The following is a 26562-nucleotide window of genomic DNA, read 5'->3' on the forward strand; positions in this document are numbered from 1 at the left end:
CATCGTGGTCGTTGGCACGATGGGTGCGGTGCTGCTGCAAAGCGGCTGGGAAAATTTCAAGAGCGGTTTGAAGATGGTCCGTCGCGTCTTCCGTCAGCAGGACGACAACTATGCCGATCTGATGCGCGAAGTCACGGGCTGGAGTGTGATGGCACGCCGCGAAGGGTTGCTGAGTCTCGAAAAGCTGATTCCCAATATGCGCGATCCGTTCATTGCACACGGCTTGCGTCTGATCGTCGACGGCATTGAGCCACGCCGCGTGCGCGAAGTGCTGGATATGGAAATCGGCGTCTATGAAACACGCCAGCGTGCGGCCGCCAAGATTTGGGAAGCTGCCGGTGGTTATGCGCCCACCATCGGTATTCTCGGTGCGGTGCTTGGCCTGATTCATGTGATGGAAAACCTGTCCGATCCGAGCCGCCTCGGCAGCGGTATTGCGGTCGCGTTCGTGGCGACGATTTACGGTGTCGGTTTTGCCAATCTGGTCTTCCTGCCGATTTCCAACAAGCTCAAGGCTGCCGTCAATCGCGACGTGTTCCGCCACGAGTTGCTGGCAGAAGCCTTCGCCGGCATCGCCGCCGGTGATAACCCGCGCCTGATTGAAGAGCGCATGGCCGTTTACCTGCTTTGAGAGCGCATCCCGGAGGGAACGACACCATGCGCCGCAGACGCCGCTACGACGATGATCAAGACAATCACGAACGCTGGCTGGTTTCCTACGCCGATTTCATTACGCTGCTGTTCGCTTTCTTCGTCGTGATGTACGCGGTCTCGTCGGTCAACGAGGGCAAATATCGCGTGCTGTCGGATTCGCTGGGCATTGCCTTCAGCGGCCTGCGTCCGCAAGCACCCGTGATCGATGCCCCGATCGAATCGCAGCGGCCGGCCTTGCCGTTGCCCATGCCGGCACCGCGTCGTCCGAATACGTCGGCCATCAAGAAAGAACGCGAGCAGATGACCAACATCGCACGCGATCTGTTGTCGGCGATGGCGCCGCTGATTGACCAGGGCAAGGTGCGCGTGACGCAAACCGATCGTGGCGTCAGCGTCGAAATCAATGCCAGCGTTCTGTTTGCGCCCGCCGAAGCCAAGCTCAGTGTGCAATCCGAACGCACGCTGCGTGCCGTCGCCAATGTGCTGACCAAGGTGCCGAACGCGGTGCAGGTGGAAGGGCATACGGACAATATGCCGATCAGTAATGCGATGTTCCCTTCCAACTGGGAATTGTCTGCGGTACGGGCCAGCAGCGTGGTGCGTTTGTTCATCGATGCCGGCATTGATGAAAAACGTCTGCTGGCCGTGGGGCATGGCGCCAACCAGCCGGTTGCCTCGAACGATACGCCGGATGGTCGCTTGCGCAACCGCCGCGTGCAGTTGATGATTCTTTCCGGTCTGCCGGAAACGGTGACGGAAGTACCACTGCAAACCACGCCGGTTAACGGCGATGCCGCTACCTCTCCGGTCGCGGCAACAACGTCACGTCCACCTGCGGCAACGGCTGCAGGTACCGCCCCTTCTCCCTGAGTCAATCTCTTCCTTGCGGCGGATGGTCATTACCTGACCATCCGTTTTCTCATATTCGCTCTGCGAGCAAATGTCTTCCAATCTGCTGGACCGTTTTTCGCTTGTGCGAAAGAGCAGGGCATTTTTACGCCTGACCGCCTTTTTGCCCAAGTTTGGGTTGTGCCGTTCCAAAACGGTGCCGCGACTTACGCATTGCTGACAGGAAAGGCGGCTCATGGTGCAAAACGCCGCATCTTCTCTATAAAAGCCGGGTTCTAGCCGTGTAAAACCGCAATTTCTCAAGAAAACGCAAATCTGGCATGCGACGTGCTTATATCTGACATGTCACAAATATGTTGTGTCACTTCACTGGAGAAAAGCCATGCCTTCTTATAAATGGATTTCCCGTTTGCTAGTCGCGGTGCCGTTGGCCCTGACCCTGCATAGCGGCGTACAGGCCGAAACGGTTGCCCGTTACGGTATTTCGATGGCGGACATTCCGCTGACCACCGGCCAGCCTGATCGCGGCGCGGGTGCTTATCAATTCACCGGCCACACCATCTACGATCCATTGATTGCATGGGAAGCCAATATCGATTCGCGTCCGGGCAAGTTGATCCCGGGTCTGGCTACCGAATGGAAGGTCGATCCCAAAGACAACAAGAAATGGGTCTTTACCTTGCGCCAGGGTGTGAAATTCCATGATGGTTCTGCCTTCAAGGCCGATGCCGTGATCTGGAATCTGGACAAGGTGCTCAACGACAAATCGCCGCAGTTCGATGCCAAGCAAAGTGCACAGGTTCGTCCGCGCATTCCATCGATTGCTTCGTATCGCAAGATCAGCGACTACGCTGTGGAAATCACCACCAAGGATGTCGATGCGCTGTTCCCTTACCAATTGCCGTGGTTCCTGATCTCTAGCCCGGCACAGTGGGAAAAAGTTGGCAAGGACTGGAACAAGTTTGCCTCGCAACCTTCTGGTACTGGTCCGTTCAAGCTCGACAAGCTGGTGCCGCGCGAGCGTGCCGAGCTGGTCAAGAATGCCGACTATTGGGATAAATCGCGTCTGGCAAAAACCGATCGCATCGTATTGTTGCCGATTCCCGATCCAGTCACGCGTGCCAATGCATTGCTGAACGGTCAGGTCGATATCATCGAAACGCCACCGCCAGATGTGGTCCCGCAACTGCAAGCGGCGAAGATGAAGATCGTCAAGAACGTCACGCCGCACGTCTGGCCATATCACTTCAGCACCTATCCGGGTTCGCCGTGGACCGACATCCGTGTCCGTAAAGCTGCCAACTTGGCGATTGATCGTGAAGGCATCGTGGCGCTGATGAATGGTCTGGCCGTGCCAGCAGTCGGTCAGGTCGATGCGACCAGCCCGTGGTTCGGCAAGCCGACCTTCAAGATCAAGTACGACCTTGCACAAGCCAGAAAGCTGATGGCTGAAGCCGGTTACGGCCCAAGCAAGCCACTGAAGGCCAAGATCGTGATCGCCCAAGGCGGTACCGGCCAGATGCTGTCGCTGCCAATGAACGAGTACATCCAGCAAAGCCTCGCCGAGATCGGCATTCAGGTGTCGTTTGAAGTCGTCGAACTGGAAACGCTGTACTTGCACTGGCGTAGTGGTGCCAAGGCCGACATGAATGCCGGCAAAGGCATCACCGCCATCAACCTTGGCTACGTAACCGCCGATCCGTTCTACGGCATCACCCGTTTCGTGGACAGCCGCTATGTCGCACCGAACGGCGTCAACTGGGGTGGTTACAACAATCCAAAAGTCGATGCATGGCTCGATCAGATCCGTACCAGCTTTGACGTGAAGAAGCAGGACGCACTGCTGGCACAAGTGCACCAAACCATGGTCGATGACGCGCTGATGCTGTGGGTTGTGCATGACGTCAATCCGCACGCCATCTCGCCAAAGGTCAAAGGTTTCGTTCAGGCGCAGCACTGGTTCCAGGATCTGACCACGATCAAGATGAACTGATCACATTCGTAGCAAGGCTGTCCTCAACAGCAAACGTTGTTCCCTGTAGTAAGCAGTACCCGAAGTTGAAAGTGTAGTGCGCAGTAAGTAGTTGGAAGTTGAAGTCCTCCCGGGCGCGGTGCGGCATCTGCCGTACTGCGTCACGGTCCTCACATTGAATCATTTGATATTTGCATTGCTGAAAGCTGTCTCATGCTTACTTATATCCTCAAGCGCCTGTTGTACGCGATCCCGATTGCGCTGAGCGTGACTGTGCTGTCGTTCATGCTGGTTTACCTCGCCCCGGGTGATCCGCTTAACGCGATTGCGCCCGCCGATGCACCGGAAGAAGTCATCACCGCACTCAAGGCCGCCTATGGCCTCGACAAGCCGGTACCTGTGCAATACGGCATGTGGCTGCTGCGCGCTGTACAAGGGGATCTCGGTACATCGATCGCCACCGGTCGCGAAGTCGTGAGCGAAGTCATGAGCGCGGTCAGTAACACCTTATTGCTTGCTGGCGCGGCCGGTCTGGTTGGCGTGGTTGCTGGCTGTATTCTCGGCGCACTGGCTGGCTACTGGCACGGCAGCATCATTGATCGCATCGCCACCTTTATCTCCGTGATTGGCGTCAGCGTCCCGCACTATTGGTTGGGCCTGGTGCTGACGATTGTGTTTTCGATCTGGCTCGGTTGGTTGCCCGCAATGGGCGCAGGGCCGGGCAGTGGTTGGCAGTGGGATTTTGAACACTTCAAGCATCTGATCCTGCCCGCCGCAACGATGGCCGTGATCCCGATGGGCATCATCACCCGCACCGTGCGTGCACTGGTGGCCGACATGCTGGAGCAGGAATTTGTCGTCTCGCTGCGTGCACGCGGTCTTAGCAATGCCGCCGTGTTCCGCCACATCGCCAAGAACACCGCACCGACCGTGCTGGCTGTGACTGGCTTGCAGATCGGTTATCTGATGGGCGGTTCGATTCTGGTGGAAACCGTGTTCGCATGGCCGGGCACCGGCTTCCTGCTCAACACAGCAATCTTCCAGCGCGACATGCCGCTGCTGCAAGGCACGATCCTTGTGCTGTGCATGTTCTTCGTCGCGCTCAATCTGCTGGTCGATATTCTGCAACCGCTTCTTGATCCACGCATGGGTCGCTGAACCAAGTCACCCTGGGAAAAGTAATCATGGCTTCTACATTTGAATTCTTGCCGCAACCGCCAATGCCGGTGGTCGCTGCACAACCGCGCGGTTACTGGGGCACGGTATTGCGCAAACTCATGCGCGATCCGGTCGCCATGGGCGCTGCCATCGTCCTTGTCCTGATCGTTTGCGCTGCCGTCTTTGCGCCGCTGCTGGCACCGGCCGATCCATTCAAGGGCAGCATGATCAAGCGTCTGCTGCCAATCGGTAGCGAAGGTTATCTGCTCGGCTCCGATGAACTCGGTCGCGACATGCTGAGCCGCCTGATGTACGGCGGCCGTCTCTCGCTGCTGATGGGCGTGATGCCGGTGCTCTGTGCATTCGGCATTGGCACCACCATCGGTTTGCTGGCTGGGTATGTTGGCGGCAAGGTCAACATGGTCATCATGCGCGTGCTGGACGTGTTCTACGCGTTCCCGTCAGTGCTGCTGGCAGTTGCCATCTCCGGTGCGCTCGGTCCTGGCATGAGCAACAGTATTCTTGCGCTGACACTGGTGTTCGTACCGCAAATCGTGCGTGTTGCAGAGAGCGTCACCACGCAGGTACGCAAGCTCGATTACATCGAGGCAGCCCGCATGAGCGGTGCCAGCGCCATGTCGATCATCCGCACGCATGTGCTCGGCAACGTGCTCGGTCCAGTCTTTGTGTATGCAACCGGTCTGCTCAGCGTCAGCATGATTCTCGCTGCCGGCTTGTCCTTCCTCGGTCTGGGCGTACGTCCACCAGAGCCGGAATGGGGCCTCATGCTTAACACGCTGCGCTCGGCCATCTTCCGTAATCCATGGATTGCGGCACTGCCCGGCATCATGATTTTCGCCACGTCGATTGCCTTCAACCTGCTGGCCGACGGCGTGCGCTCTGCAATGGATATTCGCAAATGAAAACCGAAGACAAACTGTTCCCCACGGAAGACAAGGGCGGCCCTGCGCAACCCTTGCTGGTGGTCAAGGACCTCAAGAAATACTTTCCCGTCCGCGGCGGCTTGCTCAACCGCGAAAAAAAATTCGTCCACGCTGTCGATGGTGTCAGCTTCTCTGTCGCCAAGGGCAAGACGCTTGGCATCGTTGGTGAATCCGGCTGTGGCAAGTCGTCCACAGCTCGCGTGGTAGCACGCCTGAACGAGCCGGACAGCGGCAGCATGATTTTCGATGGCGAAGGCGTGGCCGAATTTGGCGGGATCGAATTCAAGGAATTCCGTCGCAACATGCAGATGGTGTTTCAGGATTCGTTCGCCTCGCTCAATCCGCGTCTGACGATTCTCGATACCGTCGCTTATGGCCCGCAAGTACATGGCGTATCGCGTACCGAAGCGCTGGAACGTGCCAACAATCTGCTCAAGCGTGTCGGTCTGGAGCCATCGATGTTCGGCCAGCGTTATCCGCATGAGCTATCTGGTGGTCAGCGTCAGCGCGTCAACATTGCTCGTGCATTGGCATTCCAGCCGCGTCTCGTGATTCTGGATGAAGCCGTTGCTGCGCTCGATAAATCCGTGCAGGCGCAGGTGCTCAATCTGCTGCAGGAGCTCAAGGTCGAGCACGATCTGACCTATCTGTTCATCTCGCACGATCTGCACGTCGTCCATTACATCAGCGATGAAGTCATGGTCATGTATCTGGGGCAGGTCGTCGAAAAAGGGCCGGTTGACGATATCTATGGCAACGCACGTCATCCGTACACGCGTGCCTTGCTGTCGGCAGTACCATCGATGGACCCGGACAACCGCACGCAAAAGTCGCCGCTCGCTGGCGATCCTCCAAATCCAATCAACCCGCCATCCGGCTGCCGCTTCTGCGCACGCTGCGCACATGCCGAAGCCGTCTGCGAAACCATCGCACCCAAGCTGATGGCAGTGGGTAGTAATACAGAACACATGGTCGCCTGCCACATGAACGATGCACAATCCGGTCACACCCAGCGCGTCAATTTCGTGGCAGCACAGTCGAACGAAGAGGTAATAGCATGACAAATCCACTGGTCAAGGTCACCGACCTTTGTGTCGAGTTCAATGGTGCGCGCCGCGCCCGAGCGCTCGATCACGTCAGCTTCGATATTCAACCAGGTGAAGTGCTCGGTTTGCTGGGGGAATCTGGCTCAGGCAAGAGCGTCACCTTACGTACGCTGCTGCGCCTGCATCCGCAACGCACTACGCGCATCGGTGGCAGCATTCAGGTCGATGGCAAGGAAGTGCTTGATCTGAAAGGCAAGGATCTCGATCACTATCGCGGCGGCACCGTCTCCATGATTTTTCAGGAGCCGGGCCTTGCGTTCGATCCGGTCTATACGATTGGTCAGCAGATCGTCGAAACTATTCGCGCACATGACGCTGTCGATAAAGCCACAGCCGCCAAGCGTGCACTGGAAATGCTGGAACGCGTACAAATCCCGCAAGCCAAGCGCCGCTTCGATGCGTATCCGCATGAGCTATCCGGCGGTATGCGCCAACGCGCAATGATTGCACTGGCCTTGTCATGCCGTCCGAAGTTGTTGCTGGCGGATGAACCGACCACCGCGCTCGATGCCTCGGTACAGATTCAGATTCTGCTCTTGCTGCGCGAGCTGCAAAAAGAAACCGGCATGTCCGTCATCTTCGTTACGCACGATATCGGTGCCGCGGTAGAAGTGGCTGATCGCATCGCCGTCATGTACGGCGGCCGCATCATCGAAGAAAACTCGGTCAAGGGTATCGTCACATCGCCAATGCATCCGTACACCGCAGGTCTGCTCGGCTCCACCGTCAGCAGCGACAATCGCGGCAAGCCATTGCCAGCGGTACGCGGCGCACCACCCAACCTCGCCGCCATTCCGCCAGGCTGCACGTTTGCACCGCGTTGCGATAACGCGAGCGAGCGTTGTACCAAAGATCGACCAGCATTGTTGTCGGCAGACGGCGCGCGTCTGGCGTGTTGGCATCCAGTAAGGGAGTTGGTGCCGAGACATATTAATTTAGCTTGCGTTTAACTGTAATCATATTTTCTTAAAGCACCGTAATAGGTGCTTTAATTTTTTTATCCCATAAATATGGGATATTTTTTCTTTGGAAGATATTTTTTTTGACTTCCTGCAATTCAGACATTTATGATGCGAACATAATTTCTAATAAGTAAGGTCAGGGAGTTCTTATGAAAGTTCGGATGTTTGGTTTTGATATTGAAGCAGGTGCATCAGCAATATCAGTAAAAAAATTCATGAATCATTTAAGCACTGTTTCAGGTGCTCCAAAAAAAATTGGTGAGATCGAAAGAAGAATTTTTATTGATGATGCATTTAATAAAAATTATTATTTAGGGCTTGTTGTAACTGTTAAAGATCAAAAAAGATTTTGCAAGTTAGAAAATAGTAAAGGTCAAATAAAAATAACTGTTGAAAATTTAACAGGAGATGACAAATTAATGGATTTTAATTTTTTTGTCATTAATAAGAGTAATGGAATAGGTTTGTACCAACATTATCATCAATCATGTGGATTAAATGTTTTTGGTGGTCAACTAGTTTCTTGTTATAAAGAATTTAGAGAAAGTGAATTAAATTCGGAAATAGAACGAGAGAACAAAAATAATGGTGGTATATCTACAAAAAAAGAACAAGAAATCAAGAAAAAATATCGAGGCGGTTTGCGATTTGCACAATTGGTTCGAAAAGAATCTTTAGAGAAAATTTTAAAAGAGTATAAAGAACTGAAAGCGTTTGAATTTGAAATATCTGCTTTAGATGCAAATGTTCGAAACGGAATTCCACTTCTTGGATATGCCAAAAAATTGAGAGAAAAATTAACTTTCCAAAAAGGTTGGGGTGTTTCTGTTTTAGCTTCTGAGATTGCTAAAGCCGTTAATCAAATTAATCCAAAAAGTGGCCGTGTTCATGCAGTAAATATGTTTGATGAAGACGTTTCTTTGCGGATATTTAACATGCCTGATAATTTTGGCGAAGAGGATTTTGATGACGTCGCACTAAAGTTACATAATCTTGATTTGAATTCCTTTAGCAAGCACAAGGTTTCAAAGGAAATGGTAAAAATTTGTGGCTCGGATGATTATCAACATATTTTCGAAGCCGATTTGAAATGAAAAAGGCATTTTGCTTATTTTTTGTTTCAATAATACTGGTGGTGATTGGATATTTTATTTCGATATACGCATTTTGCAATGCTATTCAATGTGAAAAATTATATTGTGATGAAATTTTGAAATTTTCAGAGTATTATGCAATTAATATAAGAGGTCATTTATTTGCTGGTTATCTTGCACTTGGTGGTTTTTTGCTTTCATTAAAAGCGTTTATTGTTGTAACAATGAAAGATAATGTGTATGACAATCAAAAGTATAAAGATAATTGGTTAAAACAGAAAAAATTTCGGCCTGAGCTAAAGTTATATACGCCCCTTAAGGAATTAAGTGATTTCTTGTATTTTGCAATATTCGCCTCAATTTTGTCGGCTGTATTTCAAATGTCAATTGGGTTAATTGATCATTGGGTCGCATCAGTTTTTTCAATATGGTCTGCAATCTATGCGGCATTATTGCTAATAAATTGTTTAATGCTGATTAAGAAAAATTTAGATTCATGGTTTTCTTATCTTGAAGATTAAATTGTGTAAAACAAAAAAGCCGCACTGATGTGCGGCTTTTTGTTTGATGCGATGAACGTTTACTTCTGCGTGTACGTATCCTTCTGCTTATCCTGCAGCAGCACTTGCGTGTACAAACGCTTCTCCGCTTTGTTGTACTGATCTTCCGCCCACGTACGGCATTCAGGGCAGCAGAAGCGCGGAATCTGCACGGCAAAGACGGGCAGTCGTGGGCGGCTTTCGTTGCGCGATTCGATGGTCACGGCACCCCCACAATCCGGCACGTCGCAGGTACGCACGGTTTCCGTTTGCGATTCGCGGATGCCAGCGGTGTCGTAGTAGATGTTTTGTTCGCGCGTGTGGAATGGCGCGTCGCCATAGACTTCATCACGCAACGCCTTGCGATTGTTCCAGCGCTCGAACGTGACTTCCTTGAGTTGCTTCAGGTAGGCGTTGATGCGCGGGTCCTGCTTTTGATCTTCTTCGTCATAGTCCGGCTCGCGAATCTGCGAGTAGTCCATGCCAGCCATCGCGAGGATGATGCCAGTGTTGATGTAAGGCAGGGCGCTCTCGATCGAGTAGCCGCCTTCCAGCACGGCGATATCGGGTTTTAGGCGATCGTTGAGCACGGCGTAACCTTGCGCCGTGAATTTCATGTTCGTGATCGGGTCGGAATAGTGATTGTCCTGACCGGCCGAGTTGATGATGAGGTCTGGTTTGAAGTCGGCCAGAATCGGCATCACGATTTCGTCCAGCACGTAGAGGAAGCCTTCTTCGCAGGTGTTCGGCGGCATCGGCAGGTTGATGGTGGTGCCAAATGCATTGGGGCCACCCAGTTCGTCCGGGAAGCCTGAGCCTGGATAGAGCGTGCGGCCATCCTGATGCAGCGAGATGAAGAGCGTGTTGGGATCGTGCCAGAAGATATCCTGCGAGCCGTCGCCGTGATGGCAATCGGTATCAACGATGGCGATCTTCTTGATGCCGTTCTTGTCGCCGTATTTCTCGCGGATGTACTCGACCATGATGGCTTCCATGTTCAGCGTACAGAAGCCGCGTGTGCCGTGCACGACGCGCATCGAGTGGTGACCGCAAGGACGCACGAGTGCAAAGGCGTTATCGACTTCCTTGGTCATCACCTTGTCTGCTGCCGTCAGCGTGCCACCGACCGAGATCAGGTGCGAGGCATGCACGAGCTCATCGATGCCGGGTACGCAGAAGTGCACGCGGTTGATGTCTTCTGCCGTGGCAAGGTCGGGCTTGAATTCGATGATGTTGTCGAAATCGAGCAGGCCTTCTTCGCTGACCTGATCCTGCGTGTAGAGCAGGCGTTCTTCGCGCTCAGGATGATTGGGCGAGATCGCGTAGTCGAAGGCGGGGAAAAATACCAGTCCGGTTTTCTTTTTGGTCATGGTGTGTTCCTTACTGTGTCAGTTCGCGGTTGCGTGCGCAGTTACATGTTTCGTCAGGCCCGGCTTGATCTGCAGCCGGACGCGGAAGTTCTTGCCGGTGGTCGAGCCATCGCGGATGACGTTGAAGCTCTGGCTGTCTGCCACTTCGATCTCGATGTCTTCCTCGGGCGCGCCGGCAACGCGGGCGATTTCTTTCAGGCGTTCGGTACCGACATCGATCAGGTCGTTGATGGTGAAGTTGCGCGGAATATCTGCCTGTGTGCCTTCTTCGGCGATCGACATCTGGCGTTCTTCGGTATCGGCCATCAAGGTCAGTTCGACCGTGGTACGCGCCATGGCGGCACCGCTGGCGTTGATGACGTCCGAATCGCCGGGGACGATGGCTTTCATCTGCAGCAGTTCGCCGACTTGCTTGGCCATGTACGGCGCAGGGCCACCGACGACAATCGCATCGCTCGGTGCGAGCACTTTGCCTTCCAGCATTTCGTGAATCGTGTAGACCGGCTTGCCGTTGACCTCGGCGACCATGCTGCGCACTTTGGCGGCGATGGTTTCGCAGGCGAGGTCCATGATGGCTTGCGCGGTTTGCTCGGTCGATTTGCCGAGATCCTTGGCAACGGATTCAATCGCGGCAGTGGCCTTGGCCTTGTCGCCGATGTTGGCGAGGCCGAGCACGATCATGGCATCGGTCGGTGTTGGTACAGGGCCGTCAAACGCCATTGCCGAGCCTTTGCGCTCAGGGCCAATGGCGAGCTGACCATCGAGCACGCGTACGTGGCTGTCGCCGCCAATTGCGATCGAATGCGTGAGCAAGCCGCGAATCAGCGTCTTGTGTTCTTCGATCTGTACGCCTTTCGGTTCGAGCAGCGGTGCGCCATCGGCGAAGAGCGCGATATCGGTCGTGGTGCCGCCGACGTCGATCGATACCGAGTCATGTGCCTTCGGCACAAACGGCAACACGCCCATGATGGTGGCAGCCGGGCCGGACAGAATCGTCTGCACCGGATAGTGACGCGATTGCTCGACGTCGATGGTGCCGCCGTCGGCTTTGAGAATGTAGAGCGGCACGTCGACGCCAAGCTGCTTCAGATACGTTTGCAACTGATCGGCCATGGTGCTGTGTAGGCTCCAGACGGCTTCGTTCAGGTAGGCGGTCGAGATGCGGCGCGGAAAGCTCAGTTCACCCGACAGGCGATGGCCGACGGTGACGTGATTGGCGTCGTCGATCAGCAGCGCCTGAATGATCTGCTCATGCGCGGGGCTGCGCGTGGAAAACTTGCCGATGACGCCGAAATGCTTGATGCCTTGCTTCGCAAATTCGTCTTTCAGTGCGTTGATTTCATCTTCATCGATTGGCTCGGCTTCGAGGCCGCGGTGATTCATGTAGCCGTGCACGAAGGTGGTCTTGTCGCTCAATGGCAGATCGCGATGCGAGACGCCCGGGCCGCTCATGACGATCAGGCCGACCGGATCGAGCTGGTGCTGTGCCACCGCATTGGTCGTCATGGTCGTGCTGAGCACGATGCGACGCAGCTGCTTGATGTCTTCAGGCTGCGCGACGGCGTGAGTAGCTTGCGTGACCGATTTGAGCAAGTCGCTCTTGTCCGTCATCACTTTCGATTTGCGCAGGATTTTGCCGTTCTGCATCAGAACGGAGTCGGTATGGGTTCCGCCGACGTCAATACCAAGAATCATTGTTTCCTTTCTTGAACAAGGGGCAGCCGTCAGCAATAAGCGCATGGACGGGAGGGGAAAGTTCGTGCGAGCCAGTGCGTGGATTTCTCGTCGCTTGCGCGTCGTGCAAGGCAAAGACAAAGGCAAAAGCGATGAGGTTGCCACACCAGCGTAAACCAGCGCTCATTATAAGGGTTGCGCGCAGGGCTTTTACTGATTGCGAGTAGGGGCGGTACTGAAAAGCAAACCGCGCATGCGGTATTCGTTACCAGCATGCGCGGTCGTTGCGTGAATCTTCGCTAGGCGACGAGCGCAATCAAGGCATTGTCTTGTTTTCGTTGAGATCGATCAGGCCCTTAATGAGGCGATAGCCTTTCCACAGCCATGCCAAGGCCCAAACCAGCAACGCCGCGGGAATGCCAACGATGGTGATCCACAAGACGCCGCCGACAACCAGCCAGGCCAGATACCACCAGAACGAGCGAATCTGCCAGCTATGGTGACTGTAGACAAAGTTGCCGCGCGTGTCATCACGCTTGAGGTAATTGATGATCAGCGGCACGAAGGACAGCATGCCCAGAGAAAACACGAGGCTGAGGCCGTGACCGATGTAGAGCCACCACGCGAGGTTCTTGGCCGATTGCAGCGGCTGGTCGAGTACCAGTTGATCGTTCATGCTTGCCTCCAGAGGACAGGGTCTTTTTCTAAGACCTTATCTGGTGACGAAGTTCCGTGCATCAAGATGGAGGTGGGGAAATGGCTTGAAACGATGTGCGCCTGGTAAAAGACAACTGGCGCGTATTGCCGCTCTCAATGGAACGACGGTACGCGCCAGCAAGGTGACGGCGTGACTTACTTCGGCTGCAGCAGGCGATCGAAGATCGAGGATTTGCTTTTGGCTTCTGCCGTTTCCAGCGGTGGCAGGCCCATGAAGATGTGGCGATACGCCGAATACATCAGGCCGCCGAGAATCGGGAACAGCGGAACCACGGTCAGGCCATGGAACAGGGCACCACCCATCAAGCCAAGTGCGGTGAAGAATACGACGAACACGACAAACTTGTTCTGGTTGAACGCCTTGAAGGTGTGGTCGAGGCAGAGGCGCAGCGGCAGATTCGTGCACACCATCAACGGCACGGCAAACCACGGCAGGATCACGAGTAGCCACAGACCGATGGCAAACAGCGCCTTGGAGCCGACGAGGAAATCACTGAATTGATAATCCTGCGGTACGTAGGTCGAGGTGGTTGCAGGGCTGCCGAGTGCCGTGCCCTTGACGATCATCAGAATGAAGAAGAAGGCGATTGCCATGATCGACACTGCTGCTGTCGAACAAAACAACACGCGCAGGATGCCTGCGGGTGCGCTTTTGAGCGTGTCCAGCACGGGTTCCGAAGAGGCGGCGCTGTGTGCCACCAGAACGAATACGCCGACCAGCGCGGGAGCGGTAATTAGCAATAGCATCGGGGAGAAGGGTGCCAGCAGACCGATGGTCAGCAGAACGAGAGCGACGTTCAGGGCGAGGTTTTTGCCGGAAAGATGCACAGCTTCCTTGAGCCAGCGCTTCCAGCTATTCGATTCAACGGGTTGGGAGCCAAAAGTATTCTTCATGATGATGAACCAGTGGGTGAACCAGTAAAACATGGCCGGGAACGGGCGTTCGCCTGCCACACATCGTATGAAGGTCAAGAATAAGTAAAACTACGTAGAAAGGCAAACGAATCGGCATTAACCCGACTGGTTTGCTCGAACGTTTTTGGTGCGCTGTTGCGCCGAGGCGGCAACGACAACAGCGGCAGGCAGATCCGTCAAATGATGCCTGGCGTGGCGACTACTTACGCCCTGAGCAGATGCAGGACGCCGTCGAGGCCGACAAAATTGAGGCCGACATTGGCCTGTTCACGCACGATCGGCTTGGCACGGAATGCGACAGAAAGGCCGGCGACGCTCATCATGCGCAGATCGTTGGCACCATCGCCCATGACGATGGCTTGCTTCGTGGAAATGCCGAGTTCTTCGCACACGCGCTCGACGGTGCGCTTCTTTTCCTCGCCATCGACGATCTCGCCAATGACGTGACCGGTCAACTTGCCATCGACGATTTCAAGCTGGTTGGCATGCGTGTAATCAAGCTTCAGGCGTTCCTTCATGCGGTCGGTGAAGAAGGTGAAGCCGCCGGATACCAGCAAGGTCTTCAGGCCTGCAGCCTGTACGGCTTGCAACATCTTTTCTGCGCCCGGCGACAGCTTGAGGCGCTCATCGTAGACGCGTTGCAATGCGCCGGCTTCCAGCCCTTCCAGCAGGGCAACGCGGCGTTTCAGGCTTTCCTTGAATTCGATTTCACCGCGCATGGCCGCTTCGGTGATTTCCGCGACCTTGGGCTTGAGTCCCTGCATGTCGGCAATTTCGTCGATGCACTCGATCGTAATGAGCGTGGAGTCCATATCCATTGCCACCAGACCGAAATCGCGCAGGCTGCGGCGGCCTTCGATGAAGGCGTAATCGAGCCTGGCGGCCCAGGCGGCCAGATCGATTTGCGACTTCACTTCGTCGTTGTAGGTCACGTCTTCGCAACGCCATGCCGATTCGCCAATGGCGATGATGGAGCGGGCGCGGGCGAGGCCGGCCACTTGTTCGGCAACATGACGCGGGACGGAAATGCCTTGCAGGATCAGATTCATGAAAACGAAAACGAAAACGAAAACGACGATGACGTGATGAAGGTTGGCAAGAATGCGGTCATGATAGCAAAGCGCGAATGGTGTTTTTCACCTGCGCCGTGCGTGCAGCCAGATCGGGCATGCTGGCGGTAATGCGCAGCTTGTCCTGACCATTCAATTTGATATGACGATTCTTTTGAATCAGCTCGATGATGCGCATGGCATCGATCGGCGGATTCGGTTCGAACTGCAGCGTGGCCGATTCGGCATGCGCATCGATCTTGACGATGCCGACCGGTTTGGCGGCAACGCGCAGACGATGCGTTTCAATCAGCGCTTGCGCGGCATCCGGCAGCTTGCCGAAGCGATCGATCAATTCTTCCTGCAGATCGTTGACGGCATCCTGGGTCGCGCAATTGGCTAGACGCTTGTAGATCGACAGGCGCTCATGCACATCGCCGCAATAGGTTTCAGGCAGAAGGGCAGGCACGTGCAGATTGATTTCCGTGGTCGTTGACAACGGCGCGGCCAGATCGGGCTCCTTGCCATTTTTCAGCGAACGCACGGCTTCGTTGAGCATGTCCGAATAGAGCTGGAAGCCGATCTCGGTCATTTCGCCCGACTGGTTTTCACCGAGCACTTCGCCGGCACCGCGGATTTCTAGATCGTGCATGGCAAGGTAGAAACCGCTGCCGAGTTCTTCCATCTGCTGGATCGCATCCAGGCGACGCTGCGCCAGCTTGTTGAGTCCCTGTACATCGTGCACGAGCAGATAGGCATACGCCTGATGGTGCGAGCGCCCGACGCGGCCGCGCAACTGATGCAACTGCGCGAGGCCGAACTTGTCGGCGCGGTGCATGATGATGGTGTTGGCACTCGGTACGTCGATACCGGTTTCGATGATGGTGGTGCAGAGCAGGATGTTGAAACGCTGTGCGACGAAATCACGCATGACCTTTTCCAGATCGCGTTCGTGCATCTGCCCATGTGCAACGCCGATACGTGCCTCGGGCAACAACTCTTCCAGCTTGGCCTTGCGATTTTCGATGGTCTCGACTTCGTTGTGCAGGAAGTACACCTGCCCACCGCGTTTCAGTTCGCGCAGGCAGGCTTCGCGAACGATGGAATCGTTTTCGCTGCGGACGAAGGTCTTGATCGCCAGGCGCTTTTGCGGCGCGGTGGCGATGATTGAAAAGTCGCGCAAGCCTTCGAGCGCCATGCCCAGCGTACGCGGGATCGGCGTGGCGGTCAGCGTCAATACATCGACTTCGGCACGCAAGGCCTTGAGCGCTTCCTTCTGTCGCACGCCGAAACGGTGCTCTTCATCGATGATGACGAGGCCAAGGCGCGTGAATTGGACATCGGGTGACAGCAGTTTGTGCGTGCCAATCACGATATCGATGGTGCCATCCGACATGCCCTTGATGGCTTGATTGATTTCCTTGCCGGTACGGAAGCGCGAGAGTTCTGCAATGCGCACCGGCCAGTCGGCAAAGCGATCGGCAAAGGTTTGCGCATGCTGTTCTGCCAGCAACGTCGTTGGTGCCAGAATCGCGACCTGCTTGCCGCCCATGACGGCGATGAAAGCCGCACGTAGCGCCACTTCCGTCTTGCCGAAACCGACGTCGCCACAAACGAGGCGATCCATCGGCTTGTCGGAGGTCATGTCGCGAATCACGTTGTTAATGGCTTCGCGCTGATCCGGCGTTTCCTCGAAGCCAAAGCTTTCGGCAAAAGCGTCATAGTCGTGTGCCGAGTATTCGAAACTGTGACCTTCTCGCAGGGCGCGGCGAGCGTACAAGTTCAGCAATTCGGCAGCGGTGTCGCGGATTTTTTCGGCGGCGCGGCGTTTGGCCTTTTCCCACTGGCCTGAGCCCAGTGAATGCAGCGGCGCGTCTTCGGGTGAAGCACCCGAATAGCGCGAGATGACGTGCAACTGCGAAACCGGCACGTAGAGTTTGCTTTCCTTGGCATATTCCAGATGCAGGAACTCGGTTTCGCCTTCACCCATGTCCATGCTGATCAGGCCCATGTAGCGCCCGATACCGTGATTCACGTGCACCACCGGATCGCCGATCTTGAGCTCGGACAGATCGCGCACCATCGACTCGACCTGCGTTGCGCCTTCCTGCTTCTTGCCACCGATGCGACGGCCGGAGCCTGCATACAGTTCTGCTTCGGTGACGAAGGCCAGCTTGCCCAGCGATTCACCCAGTTCAAAGCCGGCATGCAGTGGCGCCACGCCCAGCATGAGCTTGGCACTGGCGGTTGAAAAATCGGTGAAGTTTTCTGCGAGGACGAGTGGCAACGCGTATTCATTGAAATACTGCTGCAGGGTTTCGCGACGGCCGGCACTTTCGGCACAGATCAGCACACGCTTATCGGTTTGCAGCAACCATGCGCGCAGATTGACGAGCGGGTAGTCGGCGCGGCGATTGACGGCAATATTCGGCAAGGGCGCAGCCAGTTCGGAGGCGACCGCTTGCGGTTGGATTACCCAGCGACCGAAGGGTTTGGCCAGGGTAAAGAACTGTTCTTCGCCGAGGAAAATCTGTTCGGGCGCCAGTACCGGGCGTTCACGATCGGACTTGAGGAAGCGATAGCGCGATTGCGTATCGGCCCAGAAGCGCTGGATTGCTTCGTCGATGCTGCCGATGAGCGCGAAGGTTGTCTCTTCTGGCAAGTAGTCGAAGAGGGTGCTGGTCTTGTCGAAAAACAGGGGCAGATAGTATTCGATGCCGGCGGAGGCGATGCCGTTACCGATGTCCTTGTAAATTACGGAGCGCGACGGATCGCCTTCGAATACTTCGCGCCAGCGCCCGCGGAAGGCCGTGCGTGACTCTTCATCCATCGGGAATTCGCGCGCTGGCAGCAGCCGCACTTCCTTGACCGGGTAGAGGGAGCGCTGCGAATCTGCATCGAAGGTGCGGATGGTATCGATGGTGTCGCCAAACAGGTCGATGCGATAGGGCAGCACCGAACCCATCGGGAACAGATCGATCAGGCCGCCACGCACCGAGTATTCGCCAGGCGACATGACTTGCTTGACAGGCGTGTAGCCCGCCAGTTGCAGTTGGGTCTTCAGGCGTGTCTCGTCGAGCGTCTCGCCTTGCTTGAAGTAGAACGTATAGGAGGCAAGGAAGGAGGGCGGTGCCATGCGTACCAGCGCCGTGGTCGCCGGTACCAGCAACACATCGCATTGACCGTTCAGGACTTCGTACAGCGTTGCCAGTCGCTCCGACACGAGGTCTTCGTGCGGCGAGAAGGCATCGTAGGGCAAGGTTTCCCAATCAGGCAGCAGATGGCAGCGCAAGGTTTGCGTTGCATCGTTGCCGAACCACGGGATCTCCGTTAGCAGACGCTGCGCATCGCCTGGATTGGCGACGACGATCGTCAACATGCGTTGCTGGGATTTGAGTTCGAGGGCAGCCTGTGCGAGAACATACGCATCGGCCGAACCAGTCAGCGGCGGTAATACGAAACGTGACCCGCTTTTGGGAAGAGACTTTTTAGGATCGAAGGACATCAAATTGCGACATAGTCGCTGTCGAGAAAATACTGGAATGGTATCGATTCATGGCGACTAAAAAATCCTGTGGGCGTCGTTGCTGCGCTTTGCAGGGCTGCACGTACTGCCTGCCCTGCAGCGTATAGCCAGAAACCATTCGCTGGATTTTGTTCGTCACTCTCAAACGTTTGCCATGCCTGAATTGACAGTGAAAAATTATGGTGAGATTATAAACCAAGCCCTGTTTTCGGTCGGGCGCATGCGCGGCGGCTCGCTGGTTCCATCACGATGCTCTCTACGCCTTTGCGCATTCCTTTCGGTTTTTCTCCCTTATGAGTTCAGCGCGTTATTTCGGTCTTGTTCCTGCCGCGGGCATCGGTGCGCGCATGGGCGCTGCCATTCCCAAGCAATATGCAAATATCGCCGGCAAGCCGATGCTCATGCATGTGCTGGATACGTTTGTGATGACACCAGCGATCGTGCATACCTTCGTCGTCGTCAGTCCGGAAGATGGTTATATCGACAGTACGCTGGCGGCATCCTCGCTGCATGGACGTGGTGAATTGTCCGTCTTGCGCGTAGGTGGGGCGACCCGGCAGGATTCTGTCCTTCACGGATTGCGCACGATGCGTGATCGTGTGCACGACGATGACTGGATCCTCGTGCATGATGCAGCGCGTCCCGGCCTGGATGCTTTGTTGATTGCACGGCTGATTGATGCTGTTAGCGATGACGCCGTTGGCGGTTTGCTGGCGTTGCCGGTGGTCGACACGATCAAGCGTGCCGATGATGCTCAGCGTGCAGCGCAGACCGTGCCACGCGAACAATTATGGGCAGCCCAAACGCCGCAGATGTTCCGTTACGGCTTGCTGCGCAAGGCGCTTGAACAGGCCGTCAACGTAACGGATGAAGCCAGCGCCATCGAGGCACTTGGCCTGACACCAAAACTGGTGGAAGGCAGTACACGCAATTTCAAGGTCACGCTGCCGCAGGACGTGGCGTTGGCCGAACTCTATTTGAAAGGTCTGGCATGAGCCATCCCGTGATTCCCTATCGTGTCGGTCAGGGGTATGACTGCCACGCACTCGCCGAAGGGCGCAAGCTCATCATTGGCGGTGTGACGATCCCGCATCCGACCGGTTTGCTCGGCCATTCCGATGCAGACGTGTTACTGCATGCCATCACGGATGCGCTATTCGGTGCGGCCGGTCTGGGCGATATCGGGCGACATTTCCCCGATACGGCAGAGGAGTTCAAGGGCGCTGACTCGCGCCTGCTGTTGCGCGAAGCGGCCAAGCGTGTACTGGCGGCCGGTTACTTCATCGGCAATATCGATGCCACCATCATTGCGCAAAAGCCCAAGATGGCGCCGCACATACCTGCCATGGTGGCGAATTTGGCGGCCGATCTCGGCTTGGTGGCGAATCAGATCAACATCAAGGCCAAGACCAACGAAAAGCTGGGCTACCTGGGGCGTGAGGAAGGGATCGCAGCGGAAGCGATTGCGCTGTTGTATCGCATCGATTGATGGCGAGGCGCACGCTCCGTCAACGTGACGCGTCATTAAAAGCGTTTCGTTTGCGGAGTTGTGGCCTGCATAGTGGGAATTTTTGAACAAACTGCGGCAAGTTTTGTCATTCACATATCGAGTTTGTCGATATCTGGTCGTAAAAATACTTGAAATAAGGCGATTTGTGCCCATCTATTGCAGCGTGTGCGCGTTTGCCGCATAGTATGCCTACCGTTGTGTGAATTCCGTCGCTTGAATTCTTTACGCAGCCGGTTGATCGGTCACAGAAGCAGAACAGGAGTAGGAATTCATGACATCTTTTTTCTTCAGTCAGCAAGCCAATGGTTGGCAACAAATGATTCGCCGCAGCCAATCCGGCGGTTTTTTCTCGCGCCTTTTTGCCTGGTTGATGCTGGGTGTGATGATGGCGGTCGGCCTGCTGGTCGTGGTTACCGTACTGTTGCTGAGCTGGTTGCTGATTCCTGTGCTGTTGTACAAGAAGCGTCGTGCCATGGAACAGATGCGTCAAAAGATGCGGGAAGCGGGGGCTTCTTACCCTGCGTACGGTCGTGCGGGCTCGCAAGGCGATGTTATCGAAGGCGTGGTCAAGGAAGTCGAGGACGACAGCGCACGCTGATCAGTCTTCTTCGGGCGTGTTTGCCCAATCAAAAAAGCACATGCGACTGGCATGTGCTTTTTTTATGTCCGTTGGCGTTGCCTCGATTGCCGCTAACTGCACATTCGCGCGTTCATCGCATCCTTACTTCTTGGCCTCGGGCAGGAAGATTTTCGCCTGCAATCCACCACCGGGACGATTGCCCAAAACAATACGACCGTTATGCAACTTGATAATCCGATCGACGATAGCCAATCCCAGGCCGGCGCCATTGGCTTGTCCGCGCGCCTGATCGAGTCGAGTAAACGGACGTAACAAGCGCGAGATTTCTTCTTCCGGAATGCCATTGCCGTGATCACTAAAGTCGATCACGATGCGATGGCTTTCGACATGTGCATGCAGGTCGATTTCTACAGGTAATGCAGGATCGTGTTTCCCATAGCGCCGCGCATTCTCCACTAGATTATTGAGGACACGACGGATTTCGATGGGATTGCCCACCATGTGCAATCCATCATCAATCGTTGCGGTAAGGCGCACATCGGCGATGCGAGCGACTTCCTGTACGGTTTGCCGTAGCAGGTCTGACAGATCGATAGGGGTGAAGGTTTTGCTGTCTGTTGGTTTTGCGTAATCGAGAAACTGGCCGATGATGTCGTCCATCTGCTCCAGATCCGACTGCATGCCTTTGCGGGCGTCATCGGACAGGCCGGCGAGTTCCACTTCCAGTTGCATGCGGGCTAGCGGCGTACGCAAGTCGTGCGAAATGCCGGCGAGTACCAGGGCGCGGTCGGATTCGACGCGTTCCAGATCTTCGACCATCTGGTTGAAGCTGCGGTTGGTCTCGCGAATCTCCTGCGGTCCCTTTTCAGGCAAGGGCGTGATATGGCGACCATGCGCGACAGCACGTGCTGCCGCCGCCAGACGCGCAAGTGGCTGGTTGATCAGGCCCGAAATCAGCAGTGCGCCCAGCAGCGATAACAGCAATGTTACGGCAGCCCAACTGACCCACTGAATACCAGATGTGCCTTCGATACGGTCACGATCAAGCATCAGCCAGTATTCATCATCCGAAATGGCGAAACTGACCCAGAAGCCCGCCACGCCATTAACGTTGCGGGCAAAGCGCGTTTCGGCACCCAGACCTGCGCGCACGTATTCCTGAATGGCTTGCATCATGCGGCTGTTGACGGGTGGTTCTATCTCGTCGGTGTTTTCCAGCGGATAGATGCGAATACCCTCGTTGCTCGCCAGATCGAACAGCAGCTCGCGGCGCAGGTCGGGTGCGGAGTGGGTGAGGGCGGCACGCGTGATCGTGACGATGGAAATCACTTGCGCACCGATCTGATTGGCGCGCGGGGTTTGCTCGATAACGCGAAAACTCGCCACCCATGCTGCCATGCTGATGGCAATGAGGAAGGCGAGCAGGAAAAACGTGCGCCAGAACAGGCCGCTACTGAGCCAACTCAGGCGAGATGACGAATTGGGCATGAAACCGAGCTTTCGTTACGACTGGACTTTAACAGTACGCGATCAACGCGGCTTGCCTTCCGGAATGAATACGTAACCCAATCCCCACACGGTTTGAATGAACAGCGGTGAAGATGGATCGGGTTCGATCAACTTGCGCAGACGCGAAATCTGCACATCCAGACTGCGGTCGAAGACTTCGTATTCGCGCCCACGAGCCAGTTCCATCAGTTTTTCGCGCGACAGTGGTTGGCGTGCATGACGTGCGAACACCTTGAGGACAGAAAACTCGCCAGTCGTCAGTGGAATCGTTTCGCCATTCTTGGTCAGTGTGCGTGTGCCAAGATTCAGTTCGAAATCGCCGAACGTGAAAGTCTGCGGTGTTTCAGAGGGCGCGCCGGGAATTTCTTCGGGGCCAACGCGGCGCAATACGGCATTGATGCGCGCCACCAGTTCACGCGGGTTGAATGGCTTGGCGAGATAGTCGTCGGCACCCATTTCGAGGCCGACAATGCGGTCTACGTCTTCCCCCTTGGCGGTCAGCATGATGATGGGCGTCTTGTCTCCGGCGCCGCGTAGACGGCGACAGATCGACAGACCGTCTTCGCCGGGCAGCATCAAGTCGAGAACCAGCAAATCGTAGCGTTCGCGTAACCACAGCTTGTTCATCGCCTGGGCATTTTCCGCGGTTACGACATGGAAGCCTTGCTCGGCCAGATAGCGCCTCAACAGATCGCGTAGGCGCAGATCGTCGTCCACAACCAGCACTTTGGTCTGATGCGCATTGGTGATATGAGTGGTGTCGTTCATGATCGGATTTGTCGTAGTCATGTCGTTATGGTAACTTCAGAAACGCTTAAGGGTGTCTGCGGCTTCGAAGGCATTACAAAGTGTTACAACCTTTACGGAAAAGCGCTTCGATGCAGACGGCAGGCGTCCTACACTCTGGACATGGAGGTTGGTGCCTGGCCAGTTTGTCCGGCATTGAATGAACATGATGAATAGTACAGTGAAAAAATTGGCTTGTTTGCTGCTGTTTGCGGCGTCGCTCGGTGGTAGTGCGACGGTCGCCGCGCAAGCGCGCTTTTTCGATGGCGGTTTTGGCATGCAACAGGGCCGCGATCGCGGTGAGCCTCGTCGCGGTGGCAACGATGATCGTCGCGCCGGTCCGGATCGTGGGCAGGGTGATGAACGATTCCAGCAGCGTCGCAATAACGATCGCATGTCACCTGACGAGCGTCGCGCATTGCGCCAGCAGATTGATGAGGCTGGGCGTGATATCTATCGTCGGCGCTAGGGGATTGTTGTCGCTCGATCTTGCTGCGTTGGATGTGCCGCAAGCGCACAAACAGAAACGGCAGGCTTCGAAGCCTGCCGTTTCTGTTTGTGGAGTCTGAAAATGCTGATCTGCGAATCTGGAAAACTACCTGATCACGCAATGATGTGGCGGCCGATCGATTTGCTGGTTTTTTGTCCGCTCGGCCCGTAAACCGGGTTGCCATGTTCCGTGCCGTGCTGGAGGACATCCAGAGCGTGCTGGTTGCGTGCCAGTTGCTTGTTGATCAAGGTACCGTTGACGCGGTTGAGCTCCTTGGCCGTTTCGGCCATCGTGAGCAGATCGTTCCAGTCCTTGTTATGCGCAGGCGTGGCGGCCTGGGAAGACAGCCATGTTTTCATGCCGGCTTCCGATCCTTCGTACCCGGCAGCAGTGAGCGCTTCGTAACGCTCGGTGGCCAATTCGGCCATGCGCACTGCGGCTTGTGCCTTGGGTTCGGTCAGTGTGGCAATGCGTTCGATATTTGCGGCGATGAGCAATTGTTGCTCCTGTTCCAGCAGGCCGGTGAGTGCAAGCAGCGCTTCCTGTTCTGTCTTCAGGGTGGCGGCCGGATTCGTACCGAACGATGTCATTTCTTATCTCCGTGTGGAGATCAGGTCCTTTACCGTATCCATCAATCCATCGGCCACGCTTTCCGCATTGACCTTGAACTGACCGCCGGCGATGGCAGCCTTGATCTCATCGACCTTCTTGGCATCGAACACGCCTGCACTGCCTGATTGGCTCAGTGCCTGGGCTTGTGTCGACAAGGTCACATTGTCGGTAGACGTTTTTCCGGTCGCATCGGTTTTTTCTGCACCTTTGCCAGCGCGGGTTGCCGTCGTGCCAACGCTTAGTCCTGCAATTTTCTTGCTTGCGTCATCAATTTTCACGATACCACTCCATGTGTTTGAGGCAAAACGCCCTATCTCTGCATGGTCTATCGGCGCTTCTGCCACAAACTTTAGCCCGAAATGAAGGGTACGTAAATAAAGTGCGCTTTTTATGGTGTTAGTTGGTCATGTCCACGATGCCACCAACGCGTGCGATGCCAGTCAAGACCTGGCCAGCTTGCGTGCGTACTTGTGTCATTTGGCCTTCGGTGGCGTTGTTCAGGGCCCGTGCTTCGCTGCTGATGCTAAACCCCGTTCCGTTATAGACCACGCGCACCGATTGTCCCTGCTGGATTGCCTGCTGGTTGCGCAGGGCATCCTGGCGCAATGGTGCACCGAGGCGAACATTGGTTGTCACGGTGCGTCCGATCGCCTGTGAAGGATCGACGATGATGCCTGGTGGCAATGTTGTCAGATCGCCTTTCACTTTTGCCAAATCGCTTTCCACGATTGTTTGACCTTGTGCTAGCGGCACAGACGCAGCGACGTATTCGCCGATCACTTGCACAGTCGCCTGGACATAAATTGTCCAGGCCGGTTCTGGACAGCGTACGCCAACGTTAGTTTTTCCCCATGCCTTGCTGCTTGGTGGCAGGAAGGCTTGTGGATTAGGACAGGCAGGCATCTTCAACCGCGAATCGATGGCGCCGACATGCACCGTCACATCGCCGGGCAGACCATTGGCCTGTACTTGCAGGAATTGCTCAACCGTTTTTTTAATAACGGCAATATCCTGGCGTGGCGTTTCGATCGCTTGTGCAAAAGCCGCACCTTGTATGAAAAACAAAAGCGCGACAAGGGGAGTTTTGAAATAGGTGTTCATGACAATTCCATCTTTTCAGACGTTGATCATGGTACCGACACAGGTTCGATGCAAAGCCGTGAATAGGATGGATTTTGTTCTTCTTATCGCGCGATGAAAGTGATTTTTTGATCCGTATGATCCACGCTATAGAAATCCATGACCGGTATTCCGACTGGTTAGGGTCAAGCGGAGGTTGCTATGGGAAAAATCGACGATTTGCTGCGTTTTCATGAAACGGCACTCAATTTGCGTGCACAGCGCCAACAGTTGCTGGCATCGAATATTGCCAATGCAGATACGCCTAACTACAAGGCGCGCGATATCGATTTCAACGCAGCCCTGACAGGCGCGATTGCCAAAGCTGGCGGCAGTATTCCGAACGGTAACACCGCAAAGGTGACGGCTACAACCAGCAGCGGTACCAGTGCGAATGAAATGGCCAAGACCAGCACCGTACATCTGTCTTCGAATACGAAGGCGGCGGTGGGTGGCGCTCCCTTGCTTTATTCGAATGCGCAGCAGGGCAACATCGACGGTAACAGTGTTGATATGGATGTACAGCGCAATCAGTTCACCGATAACGCGATGCGTTACGAAGTCAGCCTGACCTTGGCCTCGTCCAAGATCAAGGGAATGATGACCGCCATACAGGGACAATAATCATGTCACTTTTCAATATCTTCAACGTGGCCGGTTCGGCCATGAGCGCACAAAGCCAGCGTCTCAATGTTGTCTCCAGCAACATCGCCAATGCCGACAGCACCACCAGCGCCGACGGTAAGACCTATCGCGCCAAGCAGGTCGAATTCATGGCGCAGCCGATGACCGACGCGACGTCGACAGGCGTGCGCGTAACGCGTGTGGTTGAGGATACCTCGCCGCTCAAGATGGTGTTCGATCCCAAGCATCCGAATGCGGATGAAACCGGCCATGTCGCCATGCCCAACGTCAACGTGGTGGAGGAAATGGTCAACATGATCTCCGCCTCACGTTCCTATCAGACCAACGTCGAAACCATGAATGCGGCGAAGACGATGCTATTGAAAACGCTGACCCTCGGTCAGTAAACGCACCAAGAGGAAAAGAAATGACTTCCGTTTCGAGTACGCTCCCGCAATCCGTGCTTGATGCCATGAACGGCACGAGTACGAAGACCAAATCGACCATTGATGAAGCGCAAGATCGCTTTCTTAAGTTGCTTGTGACTCAGATGCAGAATCAAGATCCGCTCAATCCAATGGATAACTCCCAGATGACAAGTCAACTGGCGCAGTTGTCAACGGTAACGGGTATCGACAAGCTGAACGCAACACTGGAGTCTTTGATCAGTAATTCGACGGCAAATAATTCACTTCAGGCTGCCAATCTGATTGGTCGCGGTGTGCTGAGCGAAGGCAATCAGATTTCGTTGGCCGAAAACAAGGGCATCATGGGTGTCGAATTTGCAAGTGCTGCCGATGCCG

The 26562-nt window shown here is 55.1% G+C and carries 27 protein-coding genes; 16 read left to right on the plus strand and 11 right to left on the minus strand.

Annotation, left to right across the window (positions count from 1 at the left end; translation table 11 throughout):
- From QZ725_RS10200 to QZ725_RS10240, 9 genes are all read left to right on the plus strand, one after another.
- Positions 1-631, plus strand: a 631-nt coding sequence (locus QZ725_RS10200) for a flagellar motor protein (protein ID WP_293779154.1), incomplete at its 5' end; no start/stop codon positions are given.
- Positions 632-657: 26 nt separating this feature from the next.
- Complete coding sequence (motD, locus tag QZ725_RS10205; protein WP_293779156.1) at positions 658-1524, plus strand: flagellar motor protein MotD; 867 nt, start codon at positions 658-660, stop codon at positions 1522-1524.
- A gap of 361 nt (positions 1525-1885) precedes the next feature.
- The gene (locus QZ725_RS10210; protein WP_293779158.1) at positions 1886-3496 is read left to right on the plus strand and encodes an ABC transporter substrate-binding protein; all 1611 of its coding nucleotides are present in this window, start codon (positions 1886-1888) and stop codon (positions 3494-3496) included.
- 192 nt (positions 3497-3688) lie between these two features.
- Positions 3689-4633, plus strand: coding sequence for an ABC transporter permease (locus QZ725_RS10215; RefSeq protein ID WP_293779160.1), 945 nt, complete (start codon positions 3689-3691; stop codon positions 4631-4633).
- A 26-nt stretch (positions 4634-4659) separates the two neighbouring features.
- Positions 4660-5556, plus strand: a complete 897-nt coding sequence (locus QZ725_RS10220; protein WP_293779162.1) for an ABC transporter permease — start codon at positions 4660-4662, stop codon at positions 5554-5556.
- Entirely contained in the window at positions 5553-6638 is a 1086-nt protein-coding gene (locus tag QZ725_RS10225) for an oligopeptide/dipeptide ABC transporter ATP-binding protein (protein ID WP_293779164.1), read from the plus strand. Before QZ725_RS10220 ends, QZ725_RS10225 begins: the two co-directional genes overlap by 4 nt.
- On the plus strand, positions 6635-7633 hold the full coding sequence (locus tag QZ725_RS10230) for an ABC transporter ATP-binding protein (protein ID WP_293779166.1): 999 nt from the start codon (positions 6635-6637) through the stop codon (positions 7631-7633). The genes QZ725_RS10225 and QZ725_RS10230 overlap by 4 nt, the downstream gene beginning before the upstream one ends.
- Positions 7634-7794: 161 nt before the next feature.
- On the plus strand, positions 7795-8739 hold the full coding sequence (locus tag QZ725_RS10235) for a hypothetical protein (protein ID WP_293779168.1): 945 nt from the start codon (positions 7795-7797) through the stop codon (positions 8737-8739).
- On the plus strand, positions 8736-9260 hold the full coding sequence (locus QZ725_RS10240) for a hypothetical protein (protein ID WP_293779170.1): 525 nt from the start codon (positions 8736-8738) through the stop codon (positions 9258-9260). The genes QZ725_RS10235 and QZ725_RS10240 overlap by 4 nt, the downstream gene beginning before the upstream one ends.
- A gap of 59 nt (positions 9261-9319) precedes the next feature.
- Here the strand turns inward: QZ725_RS10240 and QZ725_RS10245 are convergent, their stop codons facing one another.
- The 6 genes from QZ725_RS10245 to mfd form a co-directional block, all read right to left on the minus strand.
- Positions 9320-10648: a histone deacetylase gene (locus QZ725_RS10245; RefSeq protein WP_293779172.1), complete on the minus strand. Its 1329-nt coding sequence runs from the start codon at positions 10646-10648 to the stop codon at positions 9320-9322.
- 18 nt (positions 10649-10666) lie between these two features.
- Complete coding sequence (locus QZ725_RS10250; protein WP_293779174.1) at positions 10667-12343, minus strand: hydantoinase/oxoprolinase family protein; 1677 nt, start codon at positions 12341-12343, stop codon at positions 10667-10669.
- 295 nt (positions 12344-12638) lie between these two features.
- A complete protein-coding gene (locus QZ725_RS10255) occupies positions 12639-12998 on the minus strand; it encodes a hypothetical protein (protein WP_293779176.1) in 360 nt (119 codons plus the stop codon).
- Positions 12999-13174: 176 nt separating this feature from the next.
- Entirely contained in the window at positions 13175-13933 is a 759-nt protein-coding gene (locus QZ725_RS10260) for a hypothetical protein (protein WP_293779178.1), read from the minus strand.
- 224 nt (positions 13934-14157) lie between these two features.
- Positions 14158-15003, minus strand: coding sequence for a phosphoserine phosphatase SerB (gene serB, locus QZ725_RS10265; protein WP_293779180.1), 846 nt, complete (start codon positions 15001-15003; stop codon positions 14158-14160).
- 58 nt (positions 15004-15061) lie between these two features.
- Positions 15062-18508 (minus strand): transcription-repair coupling factor, encoded by a 3447-nt coding sequence (mfd, locus tag QZ725_RS10270; RefSeq protein WP_293779182.1) that lies wholly within the window; start codon positions 18506-18508, stop codon positions 15062-15064.
- Positions 18509-18822: 314 nt separating this feature from the next.
- Here mfd and ispD point away from each other — a divergent pair, with 314 nt between their 5' ends.
- The 3 genes from ispD to QZ725_RS10285 all read left to right on the plus strand — a co-directional run bounded on the left by ispD (position 18823) and on the right by QZ725_RS10285 (position 20637).
- Complete coding sequence (ispD, locus tag QZ725_RS10275) at positions 18823-19524, plus strand: 2-C-methyl-D-erythritol 4-phosphate cytidylyltransferase (protein WP_293779184.1); 702 nt, start codon at positions 18823-18825, stop codon at positions 19522-19524.
- Positions 19521-20018 (plus strand): 2-C-methyl-D-erythritol 2,4-cyclodiphosphate synthase, encoded by a 498-nt coding sequence (ispF, locus tag QZ725_RS10280; protein WP_293779186.1) that lies wholly within the window; start codon positions 19521-19523, stop codon positions 20016-20018. Before ispD ends, ispF begins: the two co-directional genes overlap by 4 nt.
- Before the next feature lie 292 nt (positions 20019-20310).
- Entirely contained in the window at positions 20311-20637 is a 327-nt protein-coding gene (locus QZ725_RS10285; RefSeq protein WP_293779188.1) for a hypothetical protein, read from the plus strand.
- Between the two features lie 123 nt (positions 20638-20760).
- Here QZ725_RS10285 and QZ725_RS10290 read toward each other — a convergent pair whose 3' ends face one another.
- Positions 20761-22107 carry a sensor histidine kinase gene (locus tag QZ725_RS10290; RefSeq protein ID WP_293779190.1) on the minus strand — a complete coding sequence of 449 codons (1347 nt, stop codon included), beginning with the start codon at positions 22105-22107 and terminating at the stop codon, positions 20761-20763.
- Between the two features lie 42 nt (positions 22108-22149).
- Positions 22150-22896, minus strand: coding sequence for a two-component system response regulator OmpR (gene ompR, locus QZ725_RS10295; RefSeq protein ID WP_293779192.1), 747 nt, complete (start codon positions 22894-22896; stop codon positions 22150-22152).
- 184 nt (positions 22897-23080) lie between these two features.
- On the opposite strand from ompR, the gene QZ725_RS10300 reads away from it, so the two are divergent.
- Positions 23081-23383, plus strand: a complete 303-nt coding sequence (locus QZ725_RS10300; protein ID WP_293779194.1) for a hypothetical protein — start codon at positions 23081-23083, stop codon at positions 23381-23383.
- Between the two features lie 134 nt (positions 23384-23517).
- Here QZ725_RS10300 and QZ725_RS10305 read toward each other — a convergent pair whose 3' ends face one another.
- The 3 genes from QZ725_RS10305 to flgA form a co-directional block, all read right to left on the minus strand.
- Positions 23518-23994: a flagella synthesis protein FlgN gene (locus QZ725_RS10305; protein WP_293779196.1), complete on the minus strand. Its 477-nt coding sequence runs from the start codon at positions 23992-23994 to the stop codon at positions 23518-23520.
- Positions 23995-23997: 3 nt separating this feature from the next.
- Entirely contained in the window at positions 23998-24294 is a 297-nt protein-coding gene (flgM, locus tag QZ725_RS10310; RefSeq protein WP_293779198.1) for a flagellar biosynthesis anti-sigma factor FlgM, read from the minus strand.
- Positions 24295-24412: 118 nt separating this feature from the next.
- On the minus strand, positions 24413-25117 hold the full coding sequence (flgA, locus tag QZ725_RS10315; protein ID WP_293779200.1) for a flagellar basal body P-ring formation chaperone FlgA: 705 nt from the start codon (positions 25115-25117) through the stop codon (positions 24413-24415).
- Between the two features lie 180 nt (positions 25118-25297).
- On the opposite strand from flgA, the gene flgB reads away from it, so the two are divergent.
- The 3 genes from flgB to QZ725_RS10330 form a co-directional block, all read left to right on the plus strand.
- Positions 25298-25759, plus strand: coding sequence for a flagellar basal body rod protein FlgB (gene flgB / locus QZ725_RS10320; protein WP_293779202.1), 462 nt, complete (start codon positions 25298-25300; stop codon positions 25757-25759).
- 2 nt (positions 25760-25761) lie between these two features.
- Positions 25762-26166, plus strand: coding sequence for a flagellar basal body rod protein FlgC (gene flgC, locus QZ725_RS10325; RefSeq protein ID WP_293779204.1), 405 nt, complete (start codon positions 25762-25764; stop codon positions 26164-26166).
- 20 nt (positions 26167-26186) lie between these two features.
- Positions 26187-26562: flagellar hook capping FlgD N-terminal domain-containing protein (locus tag QZ725_RS10330; RefSeq protein ID WP_293779206.1), on the plus strand; the 376-nt coding region annotated here is incomplete at its 3' end.

The organism is uncultured Oxalicibacterium sp., from assembly GCF_913776015.1.
Taxonomy (GTDB): Bacteria; Pseudomonadota; Gammaproteobacteria; order Burkholderiales; family Burkholderiaceae_D; genus Oxalicibacterium.